Below are 22641 nucleotides of genomic sequence, written 5' to 3' on the forward strand. Positions count from 1 at the left end.
ACACCCGCCCGAAGTGCAAGCGGCACTGAGCGTTTGCCGCTACGAGCAGCAATCTCCAGCCCCACACCGCCGGACCACGAGCGGTCGATGCCTTCATGCTCCGCACCAGACCCAAAGTGCACGCGGCACTGAGCGTTTGCCGCCGCACGTCGCAACCCCAGACCCCAGACCCGCGCCACCGGACCAACAGCGGCCGATGCCCTCACGCTCGGCGCCAACTCCCGAGCGCGAGGGCAATCCACCGTCCCGCTTACACGGTCGGCCTAGGCTCGTGGTCGATACCTTCATGCTCTGCACCACGTCCGAAGCGCAAGAGGCGCAATGCATTTGCCACCACGAGCAAGGTCGATCCTTCGTGGATGAAGACCGCAGGGCCGATGGGGAGACCGATCAGAGTGGCCGGGACCAGGGCGGCGACGATGATCAGCGAGAAGGCCAGGTTTTGGCGGATGATGCGGGCGGTGCGGCGGCTGAGAGCCACTGCGAACGGTAGGCGGCCGATATCGTCGACCATCAGTGCGACGTCGGCGGTTTCGAGAGCGACGGCCGAACCTCCCGCGCCCATGGCGATGCCGACGGAGGCGTTCACCATGGCGGGTGCGTCGTTGACACCGTCACCGACCATGGCGGTGCCGTTGCGGCCGCCGAGTTTGCCGATCATCGCGACCTTGTCCTCGGGGAGCAGGCCGCCGTGCGCGGCATCGAGGCCCATGTCCGCGGCAACGGCGTCCGCGACGCGCTGGTGGTCGCCGGAGATGAGGACGATGTCGTCGATGCCGAGCGCGCGCAAGCGGGCGACGACGGGTGCAGCTTCGGCGCGCGGAGTGTCCATCACACCGACGACGCCCAGGTAGCTACCCGCATGCCGGACGATCATCGTGGTGCGACCGCTCTCGTGCAGTTCGTCCACGATCCGACCGATGTCGGCGGGCACGCCTTCGGGATCGAGTTCGGTGAACATCGTTCGGTTGCCGACCTCGGTAGCGCGGCCGTCGACGAGGGCGGTCACACCGCGGCCGGTCACCGAACTGACTGCGGTGGCGGTCCGGTCGATGTCTTTCGGCAGCAGCGGGGCAAGGTCGCGGGTGATCGCGCCGGCCAACGGGTGATCACTGTAGGACTCGACCGCGAACAGGGTGGCGATCAGTTCATCGCGCAGTTCCGGGCGGGCCGGGACGATATCGGTGACCTTCGGCTGGCCCCAGGTGAGCGTGCCGGTCTTGTCGAACGCCATCGACCGCACCCGCCCGAGCGTCTCCAGCTGCCCGCCGCCTTTGGCGAGCACACCGGCCTGCGCAGCGCGTGCGATCCCGGCCAGCACCGCACTCGGCGTGGCGATCGCCAGCGCACAGGGGCTGGCCGCGACCAGCACCACCATGGCCCGATAGAAGCTGTCCGCGAACGGTTCCGACGCGGCGAACACACCGAACGCCAGCACACCGAGCACGCCCGCGAGGACTACGGGCACGTAGAACACCTGGAACCGGTCGATGAACCGCTGCGTCGGCGACTTCTGCGTGTCGGCCTCGCGCACCATGGTGATGACCCTGGCCAGGGTGCTGTCCTCGGCACGGCTGGTCACCAGGACATCCATCGCACCTGCACCGTTCATCGTGCCCGCGAACACCCGATGCGTTTCCGGCACGGGCGTACTACTTGCCAGCGCGGCGGCGGCATCGGCGATCGGCGCCTTCTCGACCGGAATGCTCTCGCCGGTCACCGACGACTCATCGACGCTGCTCATGCCGTCGACCACGACGCCGTCCGCGGCGAGCCGCGAATTCGGCAGCACGACAACCACATCGCCGATCGCGAGATCGTTCACCTCGACCTCACGCACCGTCCCGTCGGGGCCGCGCACCAGCGCGGTCGCAGGCGCGAGTTCGGCGAGCGCCTCGATCGAGCGCTTCGCGCGGCCCATCGCGTACTCCTCCAGCGCGTGCCCGAGGCTGAACAGGAACAGCAGCACCGACCCTTCGGCCCACTTACCGACCAGCGCGGCACCCACCGCGGCGACCAACATCAGGAAGTCGACCTCGAACCTGCCGCGCCGCACCGTATTGATGGCGGTACGGATGGTGTAGAAGCCACCGAAGAAATAGGTCGCGGCGAACAGCACGATCGCCACCCATTCCGGGGCGGAGACCAGGTACTTTGCCGTCATGCCCGCCGCGTAGGTGACGCCGGAGGCGATCGCGAAGATCAGTTCCGACCGCTCCCCGAACAGCGCGGGGCCGTGTCCGTGCTCCTCTGCCTGTTCTTTTCTGCTCATGTGGCGATTATATGCATAGATCGCAATATGTGCATAGCATGTTGCCAGAAGTAGCCGCCGACAGATGCCGCGCCGCCGTATACCGCTCGGACTCGTTCCCCTACCATCGCGACATGTGATCACCGTTGCCACGTGGAACGTCCTGCACCGCATCCACGCCGAGAATTGGTATGAGGACGTGTCCACCCGCTGGCCGGACGAGGCGGCGCGCATCGACGCCGTCACCGCGCTCGTCGCGACCCGCACCGAGCAGGTCATCGCGTTACAGGAGGTCAGCGGCGACCAATTGTTCAGTCTCCGTGCTGCTTTGCCCGACCGAACAGTGCACTCCATGCGCTATCGACGGCTGCCGACGGCGCGCAGAAGGGCGAGCTCGCTGCGCGATCCCGGCGAGTACCTGGTGCTCGTCGTCGCAGGACCCGGCCGCGAGATCAGCGCCGAATCGTTCGCCGACGACCCTGGCAAAGGCGCGCTCGCGATCACCACGGGCGGCGCGGTGATCATCGCGACCCATCTGACCGGCGATCGGCGGCGCACCGGCCAACTGGCGCGACTGGCCGAATTGGCCTCCGCCACACCGGAATATCCTGCGGTGCTGCTCGGCGACTTCAATACCGACCGCGACACCGTGGCGGCAAGTCTCGGCGACGGCTTCACCATCGCGCGCCTCTCCCCCGACGCGGCGCCGACCCGCCCGCGCACCTCGGGCGCGAAATCGCAGTTCATCGATCACGTCGTCGTGCGCGGAGCCGTGGCGCAGGATGCACACGTCGAGGACACCGCGGGCCTGTCCGATCACAACCTCGTCCGCGCGACCATCGCGCTGTGAGTCATAGCCGTCGGTGATCAACACCGGATGACCCGATTCCCCCGCCCCGATCCGCCGTCCCCGCCCAGAATGCTTCTATGGTCGAGATCAGCCGGGGCGTCGCCACCGTGAACGGCATTCACATGCACTACCGCCGCGCGGGATCCGGTTCGGCGGTGGTGCTGTTGCACGGCTGGCCACAGACCGGCTACTGCTGGCGGAAGGTCTTGCCTGCCTTGGCCGAACGGCACACCGTGATCGCCCCGGACCTGCGTGGCTACGGGTACACCGACAAGCCGACCACCGGCTACGACAAACGCAGCATGGCCGCCGACGTGGCCACACTGATCGAATCGCTCGGCGTCACCTCGGCCGCCGTCGTCGGGCACGACCGCGGCGCGCGGGTAGCGCATCGGTGGGCCCTCGATCGTCCCGATCAGATCAGCAAGCTCGTTGTGCTCGACATCATTCCCACCAGGGAGACGTGGCGCCGGATGGACGCCGCACTGAGCCGCCGCTTCTTCCACTGGCTGTTCCACATCCAACCGGACCTGCCGGAACGCCTTGTCGGCCACGACATTCCCGGCTACCTGCGCTACTTCTTCGAGACCTGGACCGTCAACCGTCACGGTCTGCCCGCCGAGGCGATCGACGAATACATCCGCGCCTTCAGCACGCCTGGCGCGCTGCGCGCGGGTTTCGACGACTATCGCGCCGCCGATCTCGACACCGAACACGACGACGCCGACGCGGGCCACCGCCTCACCATGCCGGTGCTCGCCCTCTGGGGCGCGTCGAGCTTCCTCGAAGAGATTCCAGCACTCGAGATCTGGCGCGAGTACGCCGAGGATGTGCGCGGCGCCGCGATCCCCGACTGCGGGCACTTCATCCCCGAGGAACGGCCCGAGGTCCTCCTCGCCTACCTCACCGAATTCCTCTGACGGGTCGGCTCATTCACCGCAGAGCGCATGCTCGATCAGCGCGTTGGCGGCCTGCAGTTGCGTGAATCCCTTGCTGTGCAACGGATTTTCCCCCACCGCGAGGGTGCCGGACAGCGAGACGACGGCACTGCGGCGACCGTCCTCGGTGACGGCGGCGTTGGTGAGGTATCCGGTCTGGCCGCCGTTGTGCATCCAGTAGATGCCGCCGCAAGACAGCGGTACCGAGAACAGGCCGAGCCCAGCGCGTCCGCCGGGCCAGACCTGGGCGATCACGCCGTCGGCTGGCACCGTGCCACGCATCTGCGCCAGCTGTTCGGGTCGTAAAAGCTTGCCGCCGAGCAGGCTTCGATAGAAGGTGCCGAGATCCGCAGTAGTGGACAAATAGCCGCCGGAGGCGTCGGCGTCCACCAGCTCGGTGACCTCGACCATCGGTCCGTCGGCGGCGAATTGGTTGTAGCCCTTCGCATGTGGTGTCGGCAGCGTTGGTGCGTCGCCGGGGCCACCGGGTGTCGCGCAGCCCGAGCGGCTGCAGAATCCGCGTGCTCACCTCGTCGTACCAGGGGCGCCGACTCGCCTTCTCGATGATCAGGCCGAGCACGACGTAGCCGAAATTCGAGTAGGACCAGCCGGTGCCCGGCGCGAAATCAGGGGCCTGTGCGACGGCCGATGCCACCGCCTGTTCCGGGGTGCGCGTCTGGTAGCGGAGCCGGTAATAGTCCTCGGCGGTGGCCATGTCCGGCGTACTGTCGTGCAGGCCACTGGTGTGCTGGAGCAGGTTGCGGACGGTGATCGACGCTCCGTCGTTTCCGTTGCCGCGCACCATATCCGGTAGCCACTGCGCGACGGCGTCGTCGAGGGTGAGTCGTCCTTCGCCGACCAGCATGAGCACCACGGTCGCGACCAACGTCTTCGTCACGCTGCCGATCCGGAAGTAGCCGTCCGACGAAACCGGTTCCACCCCGGCACTATCCGCGCGGCCAGCCACCGCGACCCGATCGGTCCCCGCGGCCCCGTCCACCACCCGCGCCTGCACCCCGGTGGTGCCGACGGCCACTATCGCATCGACGTCACGAGCCAGGGCAGCAGGCTCGGACGCGTCGCCACATCCGTTGACCGCCAAGGCCAGAGCAAGTGTTACAGCCAGCATCGGATATCGCATCGCGCCTCCCTCGGTCCGCGAAATCTATCCGCGCGGCAGGCTGGCGGGCATCCCGCTGCGGTAGCGCGCCGCTACCCCCGCGGTACCTGATCGACCCGGCGAGATCACCCCTCGGTATCGGCTGATTGCGCTTGGCCCAAGATCTGGTCACGGAACGGCTTCCTGCCCCGCACCGACCATCTGGTCTGAAACAATGAGCTATCTCCACAGGTGCGGAGCCCGGTGGCGGCATCATGCGAGTTCCCCGCACCCCGCACGTGCGTGCAGAAAGCCTGACCCATCCGCTGGATGAAGGGTGCGACATGTGTGCTCTGCGACGGTTCGGGATTCGCGCGATGGTCGGCATCGTCGCGTTGGCGTTCGCTCTAGTCTGGGTGCCCGGTCACGCGGCGGCCGTGCCGAGCGCATCTCTGGGCGGTGGTTCGGGGATCCTGCTCGGGCCGTCGGCGTGCACGCTCACCACCATCGGGTACGACAGGGAGAACCGGCTGGTCGGGCTCACCGCGGGCCACTGCGCCGAAGTCGGGATGACAGTGCGGGCGGAACGGACGCCCGCCGCCGGGATCATCGGCACCGTGGCGGCCGTCGACAATGCCGACGACTATGCGGTGCTCGAGTTCGATCGAGCCAAGGTCGCACCCATACGACAGGTCGCCGCGACCCTGATCGACGGCATCGGCGCCCCACCGCAACCCGGTGACGTGGTGTGCAAGAACGGACGGACCTCCGGCCACAACTGCGGCGTCGTGTGGGACACGCATCGGTGGTGGTTCCAGCATCAATCCTGTTCTCAGCCAGGCGATTCCGGCGGACCGGTCACCATCGGTGATCGACTGGTCGGCATGAACGTCGGGCACCTCGGCGTGCGAGTGGTCGGCGTAACCGTGTTCGATGTGGTGTGTCAAACCGCGGCGACGCCGCTGCACGATCCGGCGGTGGCGACCCAGATCGGGATGGTGCTCGACGATATCGACAACGGCGGCGGCGTCGGGGCCGGGTTCCGGCCGCTCTGAACGCGTGCGACGATGTGTCGAAATGCGAGGTGCCCGTACGGGATTCCCGCCAAGACCACAGGAGTCCGTCGTGCCGCCGACCGCAGGAGAGTCGTTCACCCGATTCGTCGCCCTCGGCGACAGCCAGACCGAAGGACTCGGTGACCCCGACGGTCACGGCGGATTCCGGGGCTGGGCCGATCGTTTCGCCGCCATGCTCGGTGCCGCGAACCCCGGGCTGCACTACGCCAATCTCGCGGTTCGCGGTCGACGCGCAGGCGAGATCCGGGCCAAGCAGCTCGAACCCGCGCTCGCCATGCGCCCCGACCTCGCGACGGTCGTCGCCGGGATGAACGACATCCTCCGGCCGCGATTCGACCGGGACGCGCTGCTCGCCGACATCGATGCGATGTTCACCGCGTTGACCGGCGTCGGCGCCAAGGTAGTGACCTTCACCTTCCCCGACATCGGTGCCGTCGCCCCCTTCGCCCGCCCCCTCTCCGCCCGGGTGCACACCCTGAACGCCGACCTGCGCAAGCTGGCCGCACGGCGCGGCGTCACCCTCGTCGACTTCGAACCGGTCGCCGCCGCACGCCATCCCAGCGCCTGGTCCGACGATCGTCTGCATCTCAGCCCGGTCGGCCACGACATCGTCGCCCGCGCCCTCGCCGCCGGGCTGACCGTTCCCGGGGCCGACGACACCTGGCGCGATCCCCTACCCCCGCTCACCTCGACCCTTGCCGAAAGACTCAACACCGAATTCCGCTGGAACGTACAGTTTCTTGCCCCGTGGGTCGGTCGACGCCTGCGCGGCATCTCCTCCGGTGCAGGCGTCGAACCCAAACGCCCCCAGCTACTTCCAGTGCTGACCTGACTTCGGTCCGCGCGCGGCAACTACCACGGAACGATCTCGCCGTGCCGATCCAGGAACTGCAAACCGGCTGCGCCCGCCTGCTTTTCGAGGACATCGACGACGGACGGGATGCTGTCCTCGGCAGCTAGCGGCGCATCGGATCCGCCGAGCCGGGTCCGGTTGTGGCCGGGGTCGATGAGCAACTTGGTCTGCCCGTCCTCGGCATAGCGGGTGGCGTAACTGCGCATCAGCTGGTTGAGCGCGGCCTTGCTCGCCTTGTACAGCTCGAAGCCGTCCTCGGTGTTGCGCGAGATGCTGCCCTGTTCGGAGGACATGACGGCGACGGTGCCACCGGGTGCGACGAGTTCGCGCAGCGCCTCGAGCGCGCGCAACGGGCTCAACGTGTTGGTGATCATGACCTCGGTGAACATCTCGGTCGAGACCGCGCCGATCGGCAGGTTGCCGCGATCGATGGCGGCGTTGACGAAGAGCAGGTCGAGCCGGGTGCCGTCGAGGCGCTCGCGCAGCGCGGCCAGCTGGTCGGGGCTGGTCAGCTCCAGCGATTCGATCGTCAGCCGTCCATGCCAGGCCTCGGCATCGGCTTGCAGCTGACCGCCGCGCTGCCTGGTGGTGGCGATGACGTGCCAATCGCGTCGCGCCAGCTCATTGGCCAGGACGAGCCCCAGCCCGCGAGAGGCGCCGAGAACGAGCGCGCGACGGTAGGACATATCGGACATATTCCCTCCTTAGCAATAGAACACCTAGCTTAGACGCGACGTTGCGTCTAGACAATGTCGTTGGCCGGTAAGGTGTCCCGCATGCCTGCCGCGAACCCTCAGCCTCGAAGGGCGCACTCCGGTCCCCGGCGCGATGAGGCCGCCCGCCTAGCAGTGCTGCATGCCGCGGACGATCTGCTCGCCGAACTCGGCTTCGGCGCATTGACCATCGAGGCGATCGCCCGCCGCGCAGGCGTCGCCAAGCAGACGATCTACCGCTGGTGGCCTTCGAAAGTCGAGATCCTCCTCGACACGCTCATCGAAGACAGCGAAAAGCAGGTCCCCGTTCCGACGGAACCCACCGCAGCCGCCATCCGCGACTACGTGCACGGCTTCACCCGGTTTGTCGCCGACGAACCCGCAGGCAAGGTGCTGCTCGCGCTCATCGCCGAGGCACAACATCATCCCGCCACCGCAATTGACTTCCACGAGCGCTACTTCGCCCCGCGCCGGGACCGCGAACGCGCCATGCTCACCCACGCCACCGACGCCGCCGAGATCTCTCCCAAACTCGCCATCGACGCCACCATCGACGCCCTCATCGGCCCAATCGTCTACCGAGCCATGATCGGATCCCCCACCCCCGCCGACCTGGTAGAAACCCTCTTCGAAGACCTCCTCAGGCCCAAAGCCCCCTAACCCGCTAAGACGTTGCCTCACACGACAATTGGCTCGACATCGTCATGACGAGCCTTCATGCGGGCAGATCGTCTCGTTGTGTTGCCTCGACAAGGAGGTCATAGGCCGTCTGGTCGAAGGCCACCAGCCGGATCAGAGCGACATCGGTTTGCGCGGACTTGATCGTCGCGACGGCGATCCGCGCAGCCAAAGCAGACGGAAAGCCGTAGACACCAGTGGCAATGGCCGGAAACGCAATACCGCGGACCCCCAGTTCGTCGGCCACCTGAAGACACCGCCGATAGCACGACGCCAGGGTGTCGGCCTCACCGTAGGCCCCGCCGTCCCACACCGGCCCAACGGTATGGATCACGTACTTCACCGGAGGATCGAGATCGAACGCCGGCGTCACCTTCGCATCGCCGGGTAGGCACGGCGCAATCGCGCCACCCGCCTGCGCCAGTCGCGGCCCAGCTGCACTGTGCACCGCCCAGTCGACGCCGCCACCACCGAGCAACGACTCATTCGCCGCCGTGACAATGGCATCAACAACCTCATCGGCAATATCACCAAGCACTACCTCAATCAGAGCCACCTCCCCATCGTGGCACCGGCCACCGTTCGCCACGAGTGGCACATGGCTGAGGCGAAGTGCGAGTAGCGCCCACAGTGGTGTGCCACTCGTGGTGCAAACCGGTGGGTGTGTCCGGGAAAGCCGAGGAAACCGGCGCGGGTGGGGCTACGACCGGAAGTAGTATGGGGCGGTGCGGATGGCGGTGGCGGCGGTGGCGCGGGTGCGTGGCGCTTTCGTTGGGGCCGCGTCCGGGGCGGTGAGTATTGCGGCGCATGCCGTGGGTGGGGGTGTTGTTGCTCCTGGTGGGTCTTCGATCTCGCTGTTGATTGCCGCCTGCGCCGTGGTCGGTGTGGTGGTCGGCGGGCGGCGGGCTCGGCACCGGGTTGCCGACGTGATGGTGTTGCTGGCGGTGGGGCAGGCTTTTGGCCATGTCGCGCTGACAATTTCGCCCGGACATCATCATGGGTCGCATCTGACGTCTGTGATGCTTGCCGCACATCTCGCCGCTGTTCCGGTCGGGGCGGTGCTCATTCGGGGTGCCGAAATTGCCGTCGCGCGTGCGGTTTCCGCGGCGGACCGGACGGTGCGGGTACTCGAGAGCGGCCCTGCGCCCGGCTTCGTGCCCAACTCCCCCATTCCCTTCGGCCCGCTTCCTGCATACCGGCGGCTGCTGTTCAGCTCCGGTTCCGGGCTGCGTGGGCCACCCGTGCACGCCTGACCACACCCGGCTCGCCGCTGCGAGATGGGCTGTTGGGCATCATCTTCCAGCCCGAAAGACGCCTCGTCTTCGGCCTGGCTCTATCGACTGGCTCGCCACGGCGTGAAGCTCGGCTTGCCAGCTCGATCTGTGTGAACTTTTCGGAGTCCCGTGCTCGTCGAAGGCCGCTGAGTTGGCGCGGATGTCGACGGCGGTACTCCACGTTCTTGATCGGAGATTGTCATGACTACAGGTTCGGCGCGGGGCAACGGCATTCGGTCGTTGAAGCAGGTATTGCGTGGGGGTGTCGCGATTTTGGCGGTGCCGGTCGTGCTGGCCGGATGTTCGTCCGAGGCGAAAAAGCCTGAGCGGGCCGCGGATTCGGTGACGGTGCAGGAGCAGTGGGTGAAAGCGGCGGACGCGGAGATGTCGGCGGCTTTCGGGGAGTTGAGCAATTCGGCGGACAAGGCGTTGACCGTCGTGTCGGCATCGAGTCCGGCATCCGGGCGGGTGGAGTTGCACGAGGTGGTTGCGGATGCGACCGGAGCCAAGACGATGCGCCCGAAGGCAGGCGGGTTCGTGATCCCGGCGCACGGCAAGGTGACACTGCGGCCTGGTGGTGATCACATCATGTTCATGGGGTTGACCGGTCCGTTGCGGACAGGGTCGGAGACTCCGGTGACGTTGACCTTCGACGACGGGTCGACCACCACGTTCACCGCACGGGTGCGCGACTTCTCCGGCAATCAGGAGAAGTACTCGCCCGATCATGCGAATGGTGCACCGGCGCCCGAGCATGCGAATGGTGCACCAGCATCCGAGCACGCAGGTGGCGCACCGGCACCCGAACCCGCCAGCGGCGCACCGACATCGGAACACGCAAATGGCGCACCAACATCGGCGCAGACGAACGGCGCACCCACCCACGCCAATGGTGCGCAGGCACCTGCGCACGGTGGCTGAGCCCGACAACTCCCGATCGGGTCGGCTCAACCGTCGGCGGCTCCTCGGTGGTGGAGCCGCCGCGGCGGGCGCGGCAGGGATCGGGTGGGGTGCGGTCGCACTGACCGGTCGGCAGGACACCGCGCATACGCCGATCGAACCGTTCTACGGACCGCATCAAGCGGGCATCGCGACGCCGCCGCAAACGCATGCGACGTTCGTCGCGTTCGATCTGAAGCCGGGTGTCGGCAAGGCCGACCTGGTCGGCATCTTGCAGATCTGGACGGGTGACGCCGCGCGGCTCACCCAGGGTCGGCCCGCGCTGGCCGACACGGAACCGGAACTGGCGCAGCGACCTGCTCGCCTCACTGTCACCGTCGGCCTGGGGCCTGCGGTCTTCACGGTGGCGGGCCTGCAAGACAAGCGCCCGTCCTGGCTGCGGCCCTTGCCACCGTTTCCCATCGATCGTCTCGAATCAGCGTGGAGCGACGGCGATCTGCTGGTGCAGGTCTGCGCCGACGAAGCGACCACGGTGTCGCATGCGGTCCGGGTGCTGTGCCGCAGCGTCGCGTCGCTGGTGAGGGTGCGCTGGGTCCAGCGCGGATTCCGCAATGCCGCACCGGGCCAGACGCCGCGCAACCTGATGGGCCAGGTGGACGGCACGGTGAACATCGCGCCGGGCACCCCGGATTTCGATCGACTGGTGTGGGACGACGGCGCCGCTCAGCCGTGGCTGGCGGGCGGCACCTCCTGTGTGCTGCGCCGCATCGCGATGACGCTGGACACCTGGGACGAAATCGACCAGGAGGGAAGAGAACTCACGGTCGGCCGCGCCGTAACCACCGGCGCCCCGCTGACCGGCACCCGCGAGTTCGACGAACCGGATTTCGCGGCGGTCGACGGGAACGGCATCCCGATCATCCCGCCGTCCTCGCACATCGCCCGCGCACATCACACCAACGACGGCGAACGCTTCCTGCGACGCGGCTACAACTACGACGACGCTCCCGCGCCGGGCGCACTCTCGAATTCGGGCCTGCTCTTCGCCGCCTACCAGCGCGACGTGGACTCCCAGTTCCTGCCGGTCCAGCGGCGGCTCGCGGAATTCGACGCCCTCAACGTCTGGACAACGCCGGTCGGCTCGGCGGTCTTCGTCCTCCCGCCCGGCGCGCGGTCACCCGACGAGTATCTCGGCCAGTCGCTGTTCGAATCCTGATCGGCCGACGAAAGACTGCGGCCGCCGCGCCGGTTGGGCGCGACGGCCGCGGGCCGGAGAACTGGTCAGGCGAGCGTGTTCTGCAGCGCCCTGGCATCCTTGCGCACGCCGAACGCCACCACGACCTCCATGATGCCGAGCACGATCAGCCACACGCCGACCACGACGGCCAGTGTCGCCACCGACGACAACGGCCACACGATCAGCACGATGCCCGCGATGACGGTGATCAGACCGAAGAACACATTCCATCCGCGACCCGGCATGGCCGGCTCCGACAGCGACATCATCACCGTCGCCACGCCGCGGAACAGCCAGCCGATGCCGATCCAGATGCCAAGCAGCAGAATCGAAGTCAACTCGTCTCGGAAGCAGAAGACGCCGATGGCGATGGACAGCACCCCGCTGATGAACGCGAGCACCCGGACGCCGGTGCTGCTAGGTATGCCGAACGCACCCATCAGCTGCAGAAATCCGGTGACAACCAAATAGATGCCGAAAAGGATGCCCGCCGCCAACAGGGTCGGCCCGGGCCACACCAACATGATCACACCGAGAACCACTGAGAGGAAGCCAGTTACCAGCACCGTTTGCCACGCACTGCGGGCAAGGGACTGCAAAGGACCCTCTAGCACGCTGTTTGTCGTCATATATCGATGCTAGGCGCTCTCACCTGGCATTTTGCGCATTTGGACGCGCGATCGGCAAGTCCAGCGGGCTTCACAGCGAAACGGCCGGATCAGGCGGCCATTCGACGCGCTCGGTTCAGCCGTCCAGCGGAAACGGCCGGATCACTCGGCGGCCGACACACTCGGTTCAGCTGGCTCCGGGCTGACGATGTTGACCATCCAGCCGATGCCGAACCGATCCGCGCACATGCCGAACTCGTCGCCCCACATCTGCTTCTCCAACGGCACCGAGACCGTGCCCGCGGCCGACAGCCGCTCCCAGTACCCACGCAGCTCCGCCGCGTCCGGACCGCTGAGGCTGATCGAAATGCTGCTTCCCGGTTTGTATTCCATGCCTGGCGGGGTATCGGCAGCCATCAAGGTGAACCCGCTCGGTGTTTCCAGGACGCCGTGCATGACCAAGTCCGCGCCAGGTGCATCCTTATCACTGAATTCGCTGAACGTGCTGATGGATAGGGTGCCGCCGAACACGTCGCGGTAGAACTCCAGAGCTGCGCGGGCCGTGTCGCCGAAACTGAGGTACGGGTTGAGCCGGGAGGTCATGACACGAGGTTAGTGCGCCGAAGCATCCAGTGCGATCGATAGCACTGACGCGTCGGGGTTTATGGCTCAACTGGGTCGGGTAGTCATCGGGCAGTGACTCTTGTCGGTGGGCGCCCATGGGCCGAAACGGGTGGGGTCGGTTTCGTGAGTCTCGGGTGGCTAGGAGAAGAGGGTGGCGGTTGTACTCGTGCTGCAGGCACGTGGGCTCGGTGATTTACTCACTGCGGTCCCGGCCCTCCGCGCGCTGCGCCGAGCCAGGCCACATGATCGGATCGTGCTCGCCGCGCCGCAGCGGCTGAAGCCGATCGTCGATCTGATCGCTTCGGTGGATTCGTTGCTGCCTACCCCCGATGTTGCCGGGCTGCGCTGGGACGGGCCCGGCCCGCAACTGGCGGTGAATCTGTCCGGCCCGAGCACCGAGAGCATTGTCGCGCTGGCCAAGACGGATCCCGGACGCATCCTCAGCTATCAGAATCCCGCGTTTCCCGAGCTCACCGGGCCGCAATGGCAGTCGGACATGCATGATGTCGACCGCTGGTGCCATCTGCTCGAATCCGACGATATTGCCGCAGACCGACGCAACCTCGGCCTGGTGCCCCCGGTCTCGATCACCAGCCACCGCGACTGCGTCGTGGTGCACGTCGGTGCGGGCGCCGCGGCTCGGCGCTGGCCGCCCGATCGATTCGCGGCCGTCGTCCGGCACCTGCTCGTCCTCGGCCGTGAGGTGGTGCTCACCGGCGACGAAACCGAGCGCGATATCGCGCTGAACATCGCCGCACGCGCTGGTCTGCCGATCGGCCGGGTCCTCGCCGGGGAACAAAACCTGATCGAGCTGGCCGCCACCATCGCGGAGGCGGCCCTGATGGTGTGCGGCGATACCGGCGCCGCGCACCTGGCCACCGCGTTCGGCACCCGCACCGTCCAACTCTTCGGCCCGACGCCACCCCGCTGGGGCGGACCACCCCCGCACCTGCTCAACCGGCATGCCGTCCTCTGGGCGGGCCAACTCGGTGACCCTGACGCCGACACCCCCGACCCCGGCCTGCTGCGCATCGGCATCACCGAGGTGATCAACGCCGTCGACAAACAACTCAACAAGCGCAACTGGCCAGGCACCGGCACCCAACCCCGCCGCACCACCTACCGCCGCGTCGGCTGACCCCTTACCGCCCATAGAGTTTCGAACACACCACCAAGGCTCCCAGAGCGTCGATACGCCTCACAGCAGTTACAGGTGCTGTGCGACGCACCGAAACCCTGTGGCGGCCAACGAAACCCAGCCTCCGACAGCAGCGCGGATGTTGCGCCGGTGGACGTCTTCGCCGCATCGCAGGTGTTGCGCCGGTGAAAGTCGAAGCCGGACCACAAGTGTCACGGAGAGCCTGCGGCATTGGCTTACGAAGGGTCGCCGGGGCCCTCGGCGCGGGCGGTGTGGAGTGCGGCGGCGTAGGCGGCCAGTGCGCTCGGCCAGAACTGGTCGAGGTAGTCGCGAGCATCGCTGAGGCCGCGGGGGTCAAGGGAGTACAGGCGGCGGTTGCCGTCCGGACGCATCAGCACCAGGCGTGCCTCGCGGAGCACGCGGAGATGCTGGGAGACCGCCGAGCTGCTGACACCCGTGAGCGCGGCGAGCTCACCGACCGCGCGCGGGGCTTGCGGGAGCGCCTCGAAAATCGCGCGGCGGGTCGGATCGGATAGCGCCGTCAGCGCGCGGACTCCGTTAGTCGCCACTAAAATAGTGTGATCAACAAGCAGCCTTGCGGTCAACTCGGCTTAATACGGAGTTACCCCCGGTAAACACGCAAGACACGCCGTGTAGTTACCTAGATGTGATACGCCAACTGGGCTTTTCCGCCCATGTGACGGTAGCCACACGATTGCGGACCTCACCGTAGACTCCCGTACGTTCGTTTCATGCCCGTGACCGTTCCGTTATCTTCACGTCGGGGCGCGACCCGGACCCGACGCCATCGTGCCGCCACCCGCGCGGTGGCCGTGTCCGCCGTCGTCAGCGCCTCACTCGGCGTCCTCGCCGCCGCCGACCAAACCCCGGCAGGCCACCTGACCCCCGGAAAGCAAGTCGCCGCCGACGTGGTCGCGCAGGCACAGTTCACCGCCTTCACCCCCCGCGAAGCGCAGATGCCGCAGATCGTCCCGGACAACGTCCTGTGGGAGCAGCACCGCCTCGCCGCGGAAGCCGCCCGCCCCAAGACCGTCCGCCCCATCGTCGGCATCCTGACCTCCACCTTCGGCACCCGCTGGGGCGCGCTGCACGCGGGCCTCGACCTCGCCGACCCGATCGGCACGCCCATCGCCGCGGTCACCGACGGCGTCGTCATCGAAGCCGGGCCTGCCAGCGGCTTCGGCATGTGGGTGCGCGTGCAACAGGACGACGGCACCATCGGCATCTACGGCCACGTGAACGACATCCTGACCACCGTCGGCCAGCAGGTCCGCGCGGGCGACATCATCGCCACCGTCGGCAACCGCGGCTTCTCCACCGGCCCGCACCTGCATTACGAAATCCACCTGCCCGGCGGTGAGCCGATCGACCCGATGCCTTGGCTTGCGGCCCGCGGCATCGACATCCAGGCCAACAACCCCTGACCAGTTTTCCTTCGCGGGTCGATGAGGGGCTCGCGAAGGGCCTGACCGACCGCGAACGTGCCGACGATGCCACGCTCGCGGTCGACTTCGTCACTCGGTCAGTACCCGGGTACTAGAACCGAATAGCGCTGCGGCGGGACGCCTTCCGGGTGTGCCGATTCCTACTTTCGGTGCATGGCAATCACAGATCTCGCCGCCGCGCCCACCGATCGCCGCTCGGCGCGGCATCGTCGCACCGGCCCGATCGCCGACGCCATCGCGCGCCTGCACCGACCGCTGACCTGGATGACGCTCGTGATGGCGGCGCTCGTCGGCTGGTGCCCGATCGGGATGGTCGTCGACGATCGCATCCTGCTCGGCGAATCCGTCTGGCTCAAGCCCGCCAAGTTCGGCCTCGCCTTCGCCCTCTACGGCATCACCCTGGCCTGGTTACTCTCCTTGCCGCACAAGGGAAGTCGCGTCACCTGGTGGCTCGGCACGATCTTCGCGGTGACCGGGATCATCGATGTCGGCTTCATCGCGCTGCAGGCGGCCCGCGGCACCTTCAGCCATTTCAACACCGACCACGTCGACAAGGTGAACGACATCGGTCAGATGGTGTTCGCCTCCGGCGTGCCTGGGCTGTTCGTCGCGAACCTGATCATCGCGCTGATGGTGTGCTGGCAGCGGATGGCCGACCGGCCGACCACGCGCGCCATCCACGCGGGCTTGTTGCTCGCCGTCGCCTCGATGATGCTCGGGTACCTGATGGGCTTCACCGGGACCCAGCTGGCCCGCGACACCGACGGCAAGATCGTGAAACTGGCCGCCGGTCACACGGTGATCGACCCGGCGAGCCGCGATCTTTCCCCACGGGACGCGGCGCCAGGCATGCCGATCACGCACTGGAGCACGATCGGCGGCGACCTGCGGATCCCGCACTTCGTCGGCATGCACGGCATTCAGGTGCTGCTGCTCGCCGTGCTCGTCCTGGCCTGGCTGGCCCCGCGCTATCGCTGGCTGCGCTCGGAGCGCACCCGCGCGGCGCTGATCGGTGTTCTCGCGCTCGGCTATGCGGGACTGCTGGCAATCGTGCTGTTCCAGGCGTTGCGCGCCGAGTCGCTCGCGCATCCGAGCAGCGGCACGCTGATCCAGTTCGGTGCGCTCGCCGCAGGTGTCGTGGTGTTGCTCAGCACCGTCTACCTGCGCGCCCGCAAGCCAGCGGCCAGCGCAACGGCAACGGCAACGGCAACGGCAACGGCAACGGCAACGGCAACGAGGCTGCGGCGCATCGAAACTCGATGAGCGCAGGTCCACCGGACGTGGTGACCGGATTGGCGAACCCGCACGGTCGACCGTGCGGGTTCGCCGCATCAGTGCCTGTGTCGAAGTCCAAGCCGGATGCGTCCCTGGCGCGCTGGCTGGGGCTTCGACACCGGCCCTAGATCACCGCAGCCGTGCGGGTTCGCCGTGTCAGGGCCTGTGTCGAAGTCCCAGCGAGGCGGTGAGCTGGCCCCGGAGGCGCCAGCTGGGGCTTCGATACAGGCTCTGGATCACCGCAGCCGTTCGGCCTCCCTGGCTAGCTCGATCAGCGTCTTCGCCAGCGTCGCCAACTCCTCGTGACTCTCCCGCTCCTCGATGGCGATCGCGACATCCTCGGCGGCACACCGCGCGGCGAACCAGCGATCGGCCAGGTCAGCCGCCTCTTGGGCGCTGAGCACGACGGAGTCGTCGGGGATACCGGTGCCCTTCAGACTGTTGCGATTCTCGTAGGCCCGTTGGCGACAGGACTGCCGGCAGTACCGGCGGCGACGCCCGGCCTCCGACTCCACGATCTCCCGCCCACACCACAGGCAGGACAACTGGCGAGACTGACGGCGCTCAGAGATACGACTCACCCCCATTTTCACGACAGGCAGGACAGCAAGCGGCGCGACATGACGCAGAACCTTAACGGTTCGGCCGCCGTACTCCGCTTAGCGACCCTCGCTAACCGCTGGACACTGGGCGCGGCGAGGTCGACGCGCGGTTACGACTACAATGGAACGGTTCCGCGGCCGCGTCGGGAACTATCGGCGCAGGCCCGTACGTTGCACATAAGGTCCAGCACGAGAATGCTCGTCCGGACACGGTCGCAGCAACAGACTCGAGCACACAGGGAGAGGCACACCATGGCAGATCGCGTACTCCGGGGCAGTCGGCTCGGAGCGGTGAGCTACGAGACCGATCGCGACCACGACCTGGCTCCGCGTCGGATCGCCCGGTACCGCACCGACAACGGTGAAGAATTCGATGTCCCGTTCGCCGACGACGCCGAGATCCCCCCGACGTGGTTGTGCCGCAACGGCCAGGAGGGCACCCTCATGGAGGGCACCGCCCAGGAGACCAAGAAGGTCAAGCCGCCGCGCACGCACTGGGACATGCTGCTGGAGCGTCGCAGCAAGGACGAGCTCGAGGAGCTGCTCAAGGAGCGCCTCGATCTGCTGAAGACGCGTCGGCGCGTTTAATACGCTGTCTGCGTTGAGAGATGTAGGCGGCGAAGGGCGCGTGGGTCGAGAGAAGTTGGCGGCGGAAGAGGTACTCGGAGAGGCCGCTGGCGTCGACAGAGGTAGGCAGCGGGAGACGTAATCCGCAAAAGCCGCCTGCATCGACAGAAGTAGTCAGCGGGAGACGTAATCCGCAAAAGCCGCCTGCATCGACAGAAGTAGTCAGCGGGAGACGTAATCCGCAAAAGCCGCCTGCATCGACAGAAGTTGGCGGCGGGAGATCTAGTCCGCGAAAGCCGCCTGCATCGGCAGAAGTGGGCGCCGGGAGACGTAGGTCCGCAAGGCCGCCCGCATCGACAGAGGTAGGCACCGGGAGACGTAGTCCGCAAAGGCCGCTTGCATCGAAAGATGTAGGCGGCCTTTTGTGTTGCCTGAGTTTGCTGGAGCAATGCCGGCCCGAATCGTCGAAGTTAGGCTAGGCTAATTTCCAACGAACGGCGGCCGGGAGGACCACGTAATGGGCACTGAAGTCGAGAATCTGAAGGGCGTACCCGAAACCATGCTGTGGACGCTCTACAACCGAGCGTCCGAAGCCAGGCGAGCCGACGGGATCCTGCGCGACCCGGAATGCCTCCGGATCTACGACGCCATCGACTTCGACTATCAGCGCACCTTCGGCCCGCCCGACGGCACCCACGCCGTCCGCTCGGTCGCCTTCGACAAAGCGTTGACGCCGTGGCTGGCCGAACATCCCGGCGGCACCGTCGTCGAACTCGCGTCGGGGCTGGAAACCCAGTTCCAGCGGTGCGACGACGGACGCGTGCGCTGGGTGTGCGTCGACGTGCCGGAGGGCATCGAACTGCGGGCCCGGTTCCTGCCGCCGAGCGAACGCTGCCGCCACCTTCCGGTGAGCGCACTCGACCTGGCCTGGCTCGATGAGGTCGACCCGGCCAACGGCGTATTCATCACCGCCCAAGGACTTTTCATGTACTTCCAGGAGGCGGAAGTGCGGGAACTGTGCACCGCGATCTTCGAGCGTTTCCCCGGCGTCGAGTTGATGTTCGACACGATTCCGCCGTGGTTCTCGCAGAAGACGATGAAGGGTTTCCAGAAGACGCCGGACTACCAGGCGCCCCCGATGCCGTGGGGCGTCAAACGGAGCGACATCTCAAACCTATTGCGTAGCTGGAGTTCCCGAGTCACCGAGGTCTCGGTCTCGTCCTACGGCCCCTCCCGCGGCGCGCTCGCAGCAACCCTGCCCTTCTTCAGCAGCCTGCCACTCTTCCGCGACATCCCCCCAACCATCGTGCGCGCCAAGGGCACACCAGCCTGACACGAAATCCGCACCCCCACTGCGCATCCGCACCCCTTCTAGCAGCCCAGAACGAGTGCGAATCCACGGAACCAGTGCGGCTCCGAGGTCTCCGATCTTGAATCCCCCGCAGCCGCACACCTCCTGTCTTCCCGCACACGATCTGGCATGCAAAATCGTGTGCGGAAACTCAAAAGGTGTGCGGCTGAGGTTCTTTGATCTTGAATCTCTGTCTTTGATCTTGAAGTTCTCGAAACGGGACCACAGCCAAGTAACCCGGCTGGGACAAGACGACGCGTGAGCGACTGCGGAGGTCAGCCGGGTACGGCAGACGACGCAACCACGCTAATCCGGTGCACACACCGAGATGCCGTACTCGTCAGGAGGCCGCAGAGCCGGGGAAAGCTTTGCCTTCGCCAAGCCCAAAGCGGCACGGACACAGACCAACCCGCCCCGTGGGGCGCGGCCTCGGACGCGCGCGGCCTCGGGCGGGCGCGGCTTTGGGGGCTGGTGCAGCTTTCGTAGGGCGTGTTGCGTTTGGGGTGGTGGTTTATCCGCGGGTTCGACGGTTTCCAGGAACAGGACATTACGGGGTTTGCACTGGATAGCGTGGTGGCGTCGTGTGCCGTACCCGGCTGACCTCCGCAGTCGCTCACGCGTTCGCTCGTCCCAGCCGGGTTACTTGGCTGTGGTCCGGTTCAAAGATCTTTTCGGGGAAGTGATCTCGAGGGAGGTTGACGGGAGTCATATGGTGGCCGTTTTCGAGCGCACGGCAACCATATGACTCCCGCCAACGACGCTCAGCAACCATTTCACTCCCGCCAACGACGCTCAGCAACCATTTCACTCCCGTCAACGGGGCAACAACCACTTCACTCCCGTCAACACGGGCGGCAACCATTCGACGCCGTGAACAGCGATCTTGGAAGGTTGGCGTGAGAGAAAAGGCGCGTGTCGCGACACGCGTCGCAACCACTTCACTCACGCCAATCAGGTTCAGCAACCACTTCTCTCACGCCGAATTGGTATCGGCAACCATTCGACTGCCGTCGATGCGCTGTTGGTGCAGCCATGTCCCGTTCGGGTGATGGCGGCACCTCGAACGGGACATGAGGGAGTGGGTTGCGGGGTGTCGGCTCCGCAGTGTCCCGTTCGTGGGGCCGTTAAGGGGTGGTGGGACATGGGTGAGGAACCGCGGCGAACCTGAAGGAAGTGCTCGGGCGTATCGAGCGAAACGCTCAGTGGCTGGCTACTTTTCGGTACTGCATCAACGCGAGGGGTACTGCGACGGCGAGGATTACCAGGGAGCAGCCGATGGCGTATTCGACGCAGTGGTCGGCGGCCCAGCCGGTGGCGGGGGCGAAGGTGGGTGGGGCTCCGTTGTCGAAAAGCTTGCGGCCTGCGGCTGATACCGCGGTGATCGGGTTCCATTCGGCGATGGTGCGCAGCGGGCCGGGCAGCGTTTCGGCGGAGATGAAGGCCGACGAGATGAAAGACAGTGGGAACAGCCAGATCAGGCCCGCGCTCTGGGCTACCTCGACGGTCGGTGACAGCAAGCCGGTCAGCGCGCCGACCCAGGACATCGCGAACGCGAACAACAGGATGACACCGAAAGCCAGTGCGGCGTCGGCGATGCCACCGTTGATCCGCCAGCCGACCACGTAACCACAGCCGACCATCACCGCGACGCTGAGAATGTTGACCACCAGATCCGACAGCGTGCGCCCCATCAGCACCGCCAGCCGTGACATCGGCAACGTCCGCATCCGATCGATGATGCCCTTCTGCAGATCACCGGCCAGCCCAACAGTGGTGAACGCCGCATTGAATGCGACTGTCTGCGTGAAGATTCCGGCAAGCAGGAATTCGCGATACTGACTGCCGCCGAGCGAGGCGCCGAAGATGTAGGCGAACAGGAACACGAACATCAGCGGCTGAATCGTTGCGGTCACCAGCAGCGTCGGCACGCGAAGGATGGTCAGCAGATTGCGGTAGGCGACGATCGCGCTGTCTCGGAAGATTCGCAGCCGAGGGCCCGAATCCAGTTGGGCCAGATACATTTTCGGGATATCGACAACAGCGGTCACGAAAGAATCTCCTCTTGAACGTCATCGGTTTCTGACTGCCGGTCGGCCGGCGCACCGGCGGCGGTGCCGGTGAGAGAAAGGAATACGTCGTCCAAACTCGGACGGTGGACGGTGGCGTCGAGCACGCATACCCCGGCGTCGTCGAGCCTGCGCAGCGCCTCGACCATGGTGCGCGAGCCGTCACCGACGACAATCGATGCCTCGTCGGTGCCCGCCTCGTGGTTCGGCTCGCCGATGCCGACCTGCGCGAGCACCGACAGCGCGGGCCGCATGTCCTGCCCGGCGGCGAGGGTGACGGTGAGGCGGTCGCCGCCGATCGACATCTTCAGCTCATCCGCAGAGCCACGCGCAATGACCCGTCCGCGATCGATGACGGTGATCCGATCGGCGAGCAGATCCGCCTCCTCCAGGTACTGCGTGGTCAGCAGCACGGTGGTGCCGTCGTCGACGAGATCGCCGATGACACGCCACATGTCGATCCTGCCGCGCGGATCGAGGCCGGTGGTCGGCTCGTCGAGCACTACGACCGCGGGCCGCGCGACGAGCGCGCCGGCCAGGTCGAGCCGCCGCGCCATACCGCCGGAGTAGGTGCCAGCCCTGCGGTGCGCCGCGTGTTCGAGGCCGAGCGCGCCGAGCAGTTCGGCGGCGCGGACGGTGGACTGTCGTTGCGACATCCCGTACAGCCTGGCCACCATGCGGAGGTTCTCGTAGCCGGACAGGTTGGCGTCGACCGCCGCGTACTGGCCGGAAAGGCCGATCCGCCGCCGTGCCGCACCGGGATTGCGCAGCACATCCACCCCGGCCACCCGCACCGACCCAGCGCAGGGCCGTAGCAAGGTCGTCACGATGCGCACGGTCGTCGTCTTACCCGCGCCGTTGGGGCCGAGCAGACCCATCACGGTGCCCGTCGGTATCTGCAGGTCGATATTGTCGAGCACCCGAACCTTGCCGTAGTTCTTCACCAACCCGAGTACTTCCACCGCCAAACTCATTGCGCCACCTCCACCGTCGTCCGCGCCGGTCGACCGACGGCTGCCACCTGCGCCGCTCCCTCCACTCGCAACATCCCCTTCGCCGGGTCCGGCTCATCGCA

The 22641-nt window shown here is 66.7% G+C and carries 22 protein-coding genes and 2 pseudogenes; 13 read left to right on the forward strand and 11 right to left on the reverse strand.

Features of this window, described 5'->3' with window-relative positions:
- Positions 1 to 250: 250 nt before the first annotated feature.
- Complete coding sequence (locus tag ACGFNJ_RS34220) at positions 251 to 2272, reverse strand: heavy metal translocating P-type ATPase (protein WP_393457951.1); 2022 nt, start codon at positions 2270 to 2272, stop codon at positions 251 to 253.
- Positions 2273 to 2387: 115 nt separating this feature from the next.
- On the opposite strand from ACGFNJ_RS34220, the gene ACGFNJ_RS34225 reads away from it, so the two are divergent.
- Together ACGFNJ_RS34225 and ACGFNJ_RS34230 are read left to right on the forward strand one after the other, a co-directional pair.
- On the forward strand, positions 2388 to 3101 hold the full coding sequence (locus tag ACGFNJ_RS34225; protein ID WP_393457954.1) for an endonuclease/exonuclease/phosphatase family protein: 714 nt from the start codon (positions 2388 to 2390) through the stop codon (positions 3099 to 3101).
- A gap of 77 nt (positions 3102 to 3178) precedes the next feature.
- Positions 3179 to 4021 (forward strand): alpha/beta fold hydrolase, encoded by an 843-nt coding sequence (locus ACGFNJ_RS34230; protein WP_393457957.1) that lies wholly within the window; start codon positions 3179 to 3181, stop codon positions 4019 to 4021.
- A gap of 9 nt (positions 4022 to 4030) precedes the next feature.
- Here the strand turns inward: ACGFNJ_RS34230 and ACGFNJ_RS34235 are convergent, their stop codons facing one another.
- The gene (locus ACGFNJ_RS34235) at positions 4031 to 4450 is read right to left on the reverse strand and encodes a hypothetical protein (protein ID WP_393457960.1); all 420 of its coding nucleotides are present in this window, start codon (positions 4448 to 4450) and stop codon (positions 4031 to 4033) included.
- Positions 4380 to 5180, reverse strand: a pseudogene (locus tag ACGFNJ_RS34240) (serine hydrolase domain-containing protein); the annotation flags it as partial. The gene ACGFNJ_RS34235 and the pseudogene ACGFNJ_RS34240, both read right to left, overlap by 71 nt.
- 302 nt (positions 5181 to 5482) lie before the next feature.
- On the opposite strand from ACGFNJ_RS34240, the gene ACGFNJ_RS34245 reads away from it, so the two are divergent.
- Positions 5483 to 6193 carry a hypothetical protein gene (locus ACGFNJ_RS34245; RefSeq protein ID WP_393457963.1) on the forward strand — a complete coding sequence of 237 codons (711 nt, stop codon included), beginning with the start codon at positions 5483 to 5485 and terminating at the stop codon, positions 6191 to 6193.
- A gap of 70 nt (positions 6194 to 6263) precedes the next feature.
- Positions 6264 to 7046, forward strand: a complete 783-nt coding sequence (locus ACGFNJ_RS34250) for an SGNH/GDSL hydrolase family protein (RefSeq protein ID WP_393457966.1) — start codon at positions 6264 to 6266, stop codon at positions 7044 to 7046.
- Positions 7047 to 7066: 20 nt separating this feature from the next.
- Here ACGFNJ_RS34250 and ACGFNJ_RS34255 read toward each other — a convergent pair whose 3' ends face one another.
- On the reverse strand, positions 7067 to 7762 hold the full coding sequence (locus tag ACGFNJ_RS34255) for an SDR family NAD(P)-dependent oxidoreductase (protein ID WP_393457969.1): 696 nt from the start codon (positions 7760 to 7762) through the stop codon (positions 7067 to 7069).
- Positions 7763 to 7843: 81 nt separating this feature from the next.
- On the opposite strand from ACGFNJ_RS34255, the gene ACGFNJ_RS34260 reads away from it, so the two are divergent.
- On the forward strand, positions 7844 to 8440 hold the full coding sequence (locus ACGFNJ_RS34260; protein ID WP_393457972.1) for a TetR/AcrR family transcriptional regulator: 597 nt from the start codon (positions 7844 to 7846) through the stop codon (positions 8438 to 8440).
- Between the two features lie 55 nt (positions 8441 to 8495).
- Here the strand turns inward: ACGFNJ_RS34260 and ACGFNJ_RS34265 are convergent, their stop codons facing one another.
- Complete coding sequence (locus ACGFNJ_RS34265; protein ID WP_393457975.1) at positions 8496 to 9014, reverse strand: macro domain-containing protein; 519 nt, start codon at positions 9012 to 9014, stop codon at positions 8496 to 8498.
- 175 nt (positions 9015 to 9189) lie between these two features.
- Here ACGFNJ_RS34265 and ACGFNJ_RS34270 point away from each other — a divergent pair, with 175 nt between their 5' ends.
- The 3 genes and pseudogenes from ACGFNJ_RS34270 to ACGFNJ_RS34280 all read left to right on the forward strand — a co-directional run bounded on the left by ACGFNJ_RS34270 (position 9190) and on the right by ACGFNJ_RS34280 (position 11848).
- Positions 9190 to 9711: a hypothetical protein gene (locus tag ACGFNJ_RS34270; protein WP_393458479.1), complete on the forward strand. Its 522-nt coding sequence runs from the start codon at positions 9190 to 9192 to the stop codon at positions 9709 to 9711.
- A gap of 222 nt (positions 9712 to 9933) precedes the next feature.
- Positions 9934 to 10467: pseudogene (locus ACGFNJ_RS34275) on the forward strand (copper chaperone PCu(A)C); the annotation flags it as partial.
- A gap of 178 nt (positions 10468 to 10645) precedes the next feature.
- Entirely contained in the window at positions 10646 to 11848 is a 1203-nt protein-coding gene (locus tag ACGFNJ_RS34280; RefSeq protein ID WP_393457978.1) for a Dyp-type peroxidase, read from the forward strand.
- Positions 11849 to 11913: 65 nt separating this feature from the next.
- On the opposite strand, the gene ACGFNJ_RS34285 is transcribed toward ACGFNJ_RS34280, so the two are convergent.
- Entirely contained in the window at positions 11914 to 12498 is a 585-nt protein-coding gene (locus ACGFNJ_RS34285) for an HdeD family acid-resistance protein (RefSeq protein WP_393457981.1), read from the reverse strand.
- A gap of 141 nt (positions 12499 to 12639) precedes the next feature.
- Positions 12640 to 13080, reverse strand: coding sequence for a VOC family protein (locus ACGFNJ_RS34290; protein ID WP_393457983.1), 441 nt, complete (start codon positions 13078 to 13080; stop codon positions 12640 to 12642).
- 172 nt (positions 13081 to 13252) lie between these two features.
- Here ACGFNJ_RS34290 and ACGFNJ_RS34295 point away from each other — a divergent pair, with 172 nt between their 5' ends.
- Positions 13253 to 14239 (forward strand): glycosyltransferase family 9 protein, encoded by a 987-nt coding sequence (locus ACGFNJ_RS34295; RefSeq protein ID WP_393457985.1) that lies wholly within the window; start codon positions 13253 to 13255, stop codon positions 14237 to 14239.
- Positions 14240 to 14475: 236 nt separating this feature from the next.
- On the opposite strand, the gene ACGFNJ_RS34300 is transcribed toward ACGFNJ_RS34295, so the two are convergent.
- Positions 14476 to 14808 carry an ArsR/SmtB family transcription factor gene (locus ACGFNJ_RS34300; protein ID WP_393457987.1) on the reverse strand — a complete coding sequence of 111 codons (333 nt, stop codon included), beginning with the start codon at positions 14806 to 14808 and terminating at the stop codon, positions 14476 to 14478.
- A 183-nt stretch (positions 14809 to 14991) separates the two neighbouring features.
- Between ACGFNJ_RS34300 and ACGFNJ_RS34305 the strand changes: the two genes are divergently transcribed.
- Both ACGFNJ_RS34305 and ACGFNJ_RS34310 read left to right on the forward strand, forming a co-directional pair.
- Entirely contained in the window at positions 14992 to 15684 is a 693-nt protein-coding gene (locus tag ACGFNJ_RS34305) for a M23 family metallopeptidase (protein ID WP_393457990.1), read from the forward strand.
- Positions 15685 to 15858: 174 nt separating this feature from the next.
- On the forward strand, positions 15859 to 16968 hold the full coding sequence (locus ACGFNJ_RS34310) for a hypothetical protein (protein ID WP_393457993.1): 1110 nt from the start codon (positions 15859 to 15861) through the stop codon (positions 16966 to 16968).
- A 248-nt stretch (positions 16969 to 17216) separates the two neighbouring features.
- Here ACGFNJ_RS34310 and ACGFNJ_RS34315 read toward each other — a convergent pair whose 3' ends face one another.
- Complete coding sequence (locus ACGFNJ_RS34315; protein WP_393457996.1) at positions 17217 to 17567, reverse strand: hypothetical protein; 351 nt, start codon at positions 17565 to 17567, stop codon at positions 17217 to 17219.
- A 267-nt stretch (positions 17568 to 17834) separates the two neighbouring features.
- Here ACGFNJ_RS34315 and ACGFNJ_RS34320 point away from each other — a divergent pair, with 267 nt between their 5' ends.
- Both ACGFNJ_RS34320 and ACGFNJ_RS34325 read left to right on the forward strand, forming a co-directional pair.
- Complete coding sequence (locus ACGFNJ_RS34320) at positions 17835 to 18170, forward strand: RNA polymerase-binding protein RbpA (protein WP_069162823.1); 336 nt, start codon at positions 17835 to 17837, stop codon at positions 18168 to 18170.
- Between the two features lie 496 nt (positions 18171 to 18666).
- Positions 18667 to 19482: a class I SAM-dependent methyltransferase gene (locus ACGFNJ_RS34325; protein ID WP_393457999.1), complete on the forward strand. Its 816-nt coding sequence runs from the start codon at positions 18667 to 18669 to the stop codon at positions 19480 to 19482.
- A 1217-nt stretch (positions 19483 to 20699) separates the two neighbouring features.
- Here ACGFNJ_RS34325 and ACGFNJ_RS34330 read toward each other — a convergent pair.
- Complete coding sequence (locus tag ACGFNJ_RS34330; RefSeq protein WP_393458481.1) at positions 20700 to 21482, reverse strand: ABC transporter permease; 783 nt, start codon at positions 21480 to 21482, stop codon at positions 20700 to 20702.
- 62 nt (positions 21483 to 21544) lie between these two features.
- Positions 21545 to 22540, reverse strand: coding sequence for an ATP-binding cassette domain-containing protein (locus tag ACGFNJ_RS34335; protein ID WP_393458002.1), 996 nt, complete (start codon positions 22538 to 22540; stop codon positions 21545 to 21547).
- Positions 22541 to 22641 lie beyond the last annotated feature (101 nt).

The organism is Nocardia sp. NPDC049149 (assembly GCF_043197455.1).
In the GTDB taxonomy this organism is placed as follows: Bacteria; Actinomycetota; Actinomycetes; order Mycobacteriales; family Mycobacteriaceae; genus Nocardia.

What these genes read in the sequence shown, in the direction of transcription:
- ACGFNJ_RS34220 (WP_393457951.1), bottom strand. Translation starts at nt 2,272, where the DNA reads ATGAGCAGAAAAGAACAGGCAGAGGAGCACGGACACGGCCCCGCGCTG.
- ACGFNJ_RS34260 (WP_393457972.1), top strand. Translation starts at nt 7,844, where the DNA reads ATGCCTGCCGCGAACCCTCAGCCTCGAAGGGCGCACTCCGGTCCCCGG.
- ACGFNJ_RS34270 (WP_393458479.1), top strand. Translation starts at nt 9,190, where the DNA reads ATGGCGGTGGCGGCGGTGGCGCGGGTGCGTGGCGCTTTCGTTGGGGCC.
- ACGFNJ_RS34310 (WP_393457993.1), top strand. Translation starts at nt 15,859, where the DNA reads ATGGCAATCACAGATCTCGCCGCCGCGCCCACCGATCGCCGCTCGGCG.
- ACGFNJ_RS34245 (WP_393457963.1), top strand. Translation starts at nt 5,483, where the DNA reads ATGTGTGCTCTGCGACGGTTCGGGATTCGCGCGATGGTCGGCATCGTC.
- ACGFNJ_RS34235 (WP_393457960.1), bottom strand. Translation starts at nt 4,450, where the DNA reads ATGGTCGAGGTCACCGAGCTGGTGGACGCCGACGCCTCCGGCGGCTAT.
- ACGFNJ_RS34230 (WP_393457957.1), top strand. Translation starts at nt 3,179, where the DNA reads ATGGTCGAGATCAGCCGGGGCGTCGCCACCGTGAACGGCATTCACATG.
- ACGFNJ_RS34325 (WP_393457999.1), top strand. Translation starts at nt 18,667, where the DNA reads ATGGGCACTGAAGTCGAGAATCTGAAGGGCGTACCCGAAACCATGCTG.
- ACGFNJ_RS34305 (WP_393457990.1), top strand. Translation starts at nt 14,992, where the DNA reads ATGCCCGTGACCGTTCCGTTATCTTCACGTCGGGGCGCGACCCGGACC.
- ACGFNJ_RS34320 (WP_069162823.1), top strand. Translation starts at nt 17,835, where the DNA reads ATGGCAGATCGCGTACTCCGGGGCAGTCGGCTCGGAGCGGTGAGCTAC.
- ACGFNJ_RS34315 (WP_393457996.1), bottom strand. Translation starts at nt 17,567, where the DNA reads ATGGGGGTGAGTCGTATCTCTGAGCGCCGTCAGTCTCGCCAGTTGTCC.
- ACGFNJ_RS34290 (WP_393457983.1), bottom strand. Translation starts at nt 13,080, where the DNA reads ATGACCTCCCGGCTCAACCCGTACCTCAGTTTCGGCGACACGGCCCGC.
- ACGFNJ_RS34255 (WP_393457969.1), bottom strand. Translation starts at nt 7,762, where the DNA reads ATGTCCGATATGTCCTACCGTCGCGCGCTCGTTCTCGGCGCCTCTCGC.
- ACGFNJ_RS34335 (WP_393458002.1), bottom strand. Translation starts at nt 22,540, where the DNA reads ATGAGTTTGGCGGTGGAAGTACTCGGGTTGGTGAAGAACTACGGCAAG.
- ACGFNJ_RS34285 (WP_393457981.1), bottom strand. Translation starts at nt 12,498, where the DNA reads ATGACGACAAACAGCGTGCTAGAGGGTCCTTTGCAGTCCCTTGCCCGC.